At 40.0% G+C, this 5,127-nt stretch carries 6 protein-coding genes; 3 read left to right on the top strand and 3 right to left on the bottom strand.

Going from position 1 to position 5,127, the window contains the following annotated elements:
* On the top strand, positions 1–375 hold a 375-nt coding region (locus DWA30_RS13220), incomplete at its 5' end, for a hypothetical protein (protein WP_114490701.1).
* Here DWA30_RS13220 and menD read toward each other — a convergent pair.
* From menD to DWA30_RS01170, 3 genes are read right to left on the bottom strand one after another with little or no spacing between them, the layout of a single operon-like run.
* Positions 368–2,032, bottom strand: a complete 1,665-nt coding sequence (gene menD, locus DWA30_RS01160; RefSeq protein ID WP_114490702.1) for a 2-succinyl-5-enolpyruvyl-6-hydroxy-3-cyclohexene-1-carboxylic-acid synthase — start codon at positions 2,030–2,032, stop codon at positions 368–370. The two genes, DWA30_RS13220 and menD, sit on opposite strands and share 8 nt — an antisense overlap.
* Positions 2,033–2,064: 32 nt before the next feature.
* The gene (locus DWA30_RS01165) at positions 2,065–3,132 is read right to left on the bottom strand and encodes an isochorismate synthase (protein ID WP_114490703.1); all 1,068 of its coding nucleotides are present in this window, start codon (positions 3,130–3,132) and stop codon (positions 2,065–2,067) included.
* Positions 3,133–3,137: 5 nt separating this feature from the next.
* Positions 3,138–3,557 (bottom strand): PaaI family thioesterase, encoded by a 420-nt coding sequence (locus tag DWA30_RS01170; protein ID WP_114490704.1) that lies wholly within the window; start codon positions 3,555–3,557, stop codon positions 3,138–3,140.
* A gap of 42 nt (positions 3,558–3,599) precedes the next feature.
* On the opposite strand from DWA30_RS01170, the gene DWA30_RS01175 reads away from it, so the two are divergent.
* Complete coding sequence (locus DWA30_RS01175; RefSeq protein ID WP_114490706.1) at positions 3,600–4,253, top strand: alpha/beta hydrolase; 654 nt, start codon at positions 3,600–3,602, stop codon at positions 4,251–4,253.
* Positions 4,254–4,347: 94 nt separating this feature from the next.
* Complete coding sequence (locus tag DWA30_RS01180; RefSeq protein WP_114490705.1) at positions 4,348–5,058, top strand: leucine-rich repeat domain-containing protein; 711 nt, start codon at positions 4,348–4,350, stop codon at positions 5,056–5,058.
* The last annotated feature ends 69 nt before the right edge of the window (positions 5,059–5,127 follow it).

Genomic DNA, 5,127 nt, shown 5'->3' on the forward strand with positions numbered 1-5,127 from the left:
GTTCAGTTAATGGATGTTCTTGAAACTGAAATCCTTACTGTTTATTTCTACCCAGAATTTATTGTTGTAGAAGCATTCGAAGGAATTAACCTTTCTTACAAAACCGGCTTTACGATCCTACTAAAGGTCATAAAAATTATTGGATCTAAGCCTTGTTTTTTAATTTCTAATCGCATCAACTCCTACTCGGTAAACCCAACTGATTATAAGTATTTGGATATGATTCCAAACTTAAAAGGGATTGGAATTGTTAGCACGACCGAACGTGGTCGCAGTAACGCACAATTAGAAGCGAAATTTTTTAAAAAACCATTTAAGGTGTTCGACGATATGAAAAGCGCCTATTTTTGGGGAAAAGAGCTACTCGCTAACTAATACGTTTAAAATAGTCTTTAAGAACTTCATCGTTTACTTCGGAAGGAGTAAATATCTCTAATAATCTAGGACGGTTCGATGGGGCATAAAAAGTGTCTAAGGCTTCTTTTACGTCACTTGCATCTCTCGCTGAAGCATATTCCAAATTGTATAGCTCGCATATAGGTCGTGCCGTTAAGTTGTGCTTGGTCTCAAAAAACGTTTCAAATTGGGCTGCTTTCTTCGCGTTGGGAAGAATTCTAAAGATACCCCCACCACTGTTGTTCACCACTATAATTCGAAAATCATTAGGTATATGGTCGTTCCAAAAAGCATTGCTATCGTAGAAGAAACTGAGATCGCCCGTAAGCAACAATGTCGGTGTGCTCGAAATGTAAGCCGCACCAATAGCAGTACTGTTGCTACCATCTATACCGCTAGTCCCTCTATTACAAAAAACCCTTACCTCACTCGGAAGGTCAAATAATTGAGAATATCGTATAGCGGTGCTATTGCTAAGTTGCAGTTGTAAAGGCTCTGGTAATTGTTCAATAATTCTCGCATAGACTAAAAAATCGGAAAAAGGTGCTGTTTCCACAAATGCACGATGTTTCGATATGCGTTCCTCCTTTATGGCAAGCCAAGTATCGCGGTAGTTGCTATTGGTTTTAGCTGCCTTCGGAATAAAAGAGGCTAAGAAGCTATTTACAGTGACCTGAATATGTTCCGTTAACACAAAAAAGGTATCATTGGCCGTTTTTGGATGCACATGAAAATGATGCTTTGGCGAATGAGACCGTAAAAATGCCTTTACTTTTTTGGAAACAATCATCCCACCAAAAGTGAGTAACACGTCCGGAGCTAATGTTGATAACTGAGCTTCAGACAAGGGAGCTATAAGTTGATCGATGCACGGAAAAAAATTATTGTTATGCAGATTTGACGTTGTCTCCGTGAGGACTATCACGCTTTTATCATGAGCGAGTGCATCCAACCATTGTCTTTCAACACTATCGGGAAACAGCGTTCCTACTACGATCATTTTTTTAGGACTGTCATTCCATGCCTCGGTGACTGCATCCAAATCTATCACTTCTTCTTCCGAAGAAATCCGAACCGGAACATCTTGAGGCGACACAGTGCTTGTTTCTGAGGTTTCGTACAAAGGTTCTGTAAATGGGATGTTGATATGTACAGGACCCTGTAATTCGATGGCCGTATTTAGCGCTATATTCATCTCCGTTTCATTGTACACTTGATGACTACCACCCTCCTTGCAGTTGGCGCTGTATAGTATATGATTGTCGAATACGTTTTCTTGTCGAATGGTTTGTCCATCACCCACATCAATAAGATGCGATGGTCTATCTGCAGACAATACGATTAAGGGAATATTACTGTAAAACGCTTCCGCGATCGCCGGGTAATAATTTAGTAATGCAGAGCCTGAAGTACAAACCAGCACCACAGGTTTTTGCAGTTGTTGTGCAAGACCTAAACCAAAAAATGCGGCGGAGCGCTCATCGACTATACTAAAATTATGAAAGTCCTCATGCTGCGTAAACCCTATGGTTAGTGGTGCATTTCGTGAACCGGGAGAGATCACAATATGATCGATCCCTTTGGCTAAGCAGAGTTGCGTGATAGTTTGGGACAGTGCTTTCGAAGAAAATTTCATGCGGTGTAAAGATACGAACTACCCCAGAAATATTAAAGCATTGGTTGCAGTACCTGCAACATGGTTTGCATTTTATTTTGAGTTTCTTCCCATTCGTCACTCGGATCAGAATCGATCGTAATACCACCACCTACAAAAATGGTCGCGGTCTCATTTTCAATTTTCATACAGCGAAGGTTCACAAACAGATTAGAGCATTTATTATCATCACAGATAGGTCCTAGAAACCCCGTATAATACGCTCGATCGTATTCCTCTTGTTCTCGTATAAAGCGTTTCGCAGCCTTTGTAGGTGTGCCACAAACAGCAGGCGTAGGGTGTAATGCTTGTATTAAACTCTGTAAGGTCGTTCTACCGGTTTTTAGCATTCCTGTAATATCGGTTCTTAAATGCGCTACATTTCCTGCAATATGGGTATAGGTTTTAGACAACTTCATTACCGAGGTAACTTTCTGTAGATTATTCGTAATAGCGTCGGTAACGAACTGTTGTTCAGTTATTTCTTTGTCGCCCCAGTAAACAGGAAGATTTTTAGAATAAGGTTGAGTGCCGGCCAACGCCATGGTAACAAATGAGTCTTCCCGGGTGGTAACCAATACCTCGGGCGTTGCGCCACACCAAATTCCGGTCGTTGGATGGTACCACAAGTATCTAAAACTTTGATCTTTTGCTGTAAATAATCGCGCGAACAGCTCTTCGACCTCCAAGTGCTTTAGCGCTATCTCTACCTTTCGAGAAACCACAATTTTTTCAGCATTCTTCCTTCTTATTTCTGAAAGTGCTTTCTTCACAAGTTCGATATAAGCCTCTTTTTCATCAGTTGCATCGTCAATATTCACACGCTTAAAGGGTTCTGTCATTTCTGAAAACGGGAGCTTGAGCAAGGTGCTCTCTGCTTCCGGGATACATATGGCACGGTGTTCAAAAGTAAATGGAGCTAACACAAAACTAGAAACTGTGAACTCCTCTATGGTATGTAATTGATCATCTTTCTGAAGCACTGCAACCACATGCTCACTTTCCGGTAATGCATAAAGAACAAAGGGAAGTTGCTTAGCGTAGTGCTCGAGAATTTGTTTGGGGAGTATTTTTTTATCCATACAATCTATGTACGTAAAGTTATAGTGGTTAGTTTTACCATAGAAACCAACGCACCGTCATCGTTTGTAATCCTAATTTGCCAGAGTTGGGTTGTTCTTCCCTTATGAAGTATCGATGCTGTAGCATGCACGTATCCGTCACGAACGCTTTTTACATGATTGGCAGCAATCTCAATACCTCTAATCGTTATATTTTCCTCCTTCATAAAATACATTGCGCCTACACTGCCAATAGTCTCTGCTAAAGCCACCGAAGCACCTCCATGCAAGACTCCGTCCGGTTGATGCACTTTTGGAGTTACCGGCATACTAGCGGTTACTGTAGTTTCGGTCACATCGGTAAACTCGATAGCAAGTGTTTCCAGCAAGGTATTTTTTCTTAGCGCATTAAACTTGCGCAATAAGGATTCTTTAGAATTCTCCATTGGATTCGTTTACATTTGTAAAAATACAAAATGATTGCTAGTATGGCTTTAGAAAAGCAGGTTTCTTATCAAACAATTAATAGCTATTCGGTAGCGAATAAATTTACCGAAAAAACCAAGAATGTATGGTTGGTTTTTCACGGGATGGGATATTTAAGCAGGTATTTTATTCGGTATTTTTCTGAGCTTTCTTCGGAAGAAAACTACATTATTGCACCACAAGCGCCTTCAAAATATTATCAAGGATCCGAGTTCAAACATGTTGGTGCCTCTTGGCTTACGCGTGAAAATACTTCTGAAGAAACAAAGAATGTCCTACGCTACATCGACAGCGTAGCAAAAGCTGAAGCTGAAGCCTTGCAGCACGCAAACAAGCTTATCGTATTGGGCTATTCGCAAGGTGTTTCCATTGCAACGCGTTGGCTGTCTAGTCGAAATATACAATGTGACCACCTCATTCTTCATTCAGGTGGTATTCCTGTGGAATTGACACCTCAAGACTTTAATTATCTGTCGGCTAAAACGCCGGTTACCTATCTCTACGGTACGAACGATGAATACATAAATGAAGCGCGAAAGACAGAAGAACATCTTAAAGGGAAAAACCTATTTGGTAACCGACTTCAAATTAAAACTTTTGAAGGAACGCATGAGGTGTATAAACCGTTTTTAGCCCAAGTAGCTAAAGATCATTAAAATAAATTATGTAGTTCATCGATTTTTTTTGCTGTTTAAAGTATAATTTCTTTAATTTACTTGAAATTGTAAGAATGTACTTAACCCCCGACTTATGAAAAGAATCCTACTTACCAGCCTAAGCCTGTTTGTTTGTGCACTTTTAGTAGCACAGGTTAGCCCTAAAGAAAAACAAGCCCTAATCGATTTTTACTTAGCTACTCAAGGTGAACATTGGGTAAATACTTGGAACCTTAATGAGCCTGTATCGCAATGGGAAGGCGTAACAGTAACCAATAATAAAGTAACTGCTATCCAACTGTTGTTCAACAATATTGAAGGGGAACTTCCTAACTCGATTGGAGACCTAGAACATTTAACAGCTTTAGAACTTTCATTCAACAAGATTAGTGGATCACTACCAGAGTCATTAGGAAATTTAACACAACTAAAAACATTGGCTTTTAACAGTAACAACTTGAGTGGTCCGGTTCCTGCAACCTTAGGGCAGCTTAGCCTGTTAGAAGAGCTTCACTTAAGTAGCAATAATTTTACGGGCACCTTACCCACTGTGTTAGGAACACTAGAAAATATAACAGTCTTTAATGTATTCGATAACGACCTTAGCGGTGAGATTCCGGCCGGATTAGCGAATCACAGAAACTTACGAGAATTAATGGTAGCCGAGAATAGCTTCGAAGATACCGGAAACTTTTCGGTAGTATTATTGACAAATTCTGGAGCAGGATTAGACCTTAATAGACCTTCCATCACGCCATCGCCCAAGACCATCATTGCTATCGAGGGTGAAGAAGAAGGTAATTAAAATCATCAAAACTTTTTAATTTGCTAACTAGCAGTAAATAAACAACTTACTACGTAGTATAGTCGATAA

It is taken from the genome of Candidatus Ulvibacter alkanivorans (assembly GCF_003333325.1).
Classification (GTDB): Bacteria; Bacteroidota; Bacteroidia; order Flavobacteriales; family Flavobacteriaceae; genus Ulvibacter_A; species Ulvibacter_A alkanivorans.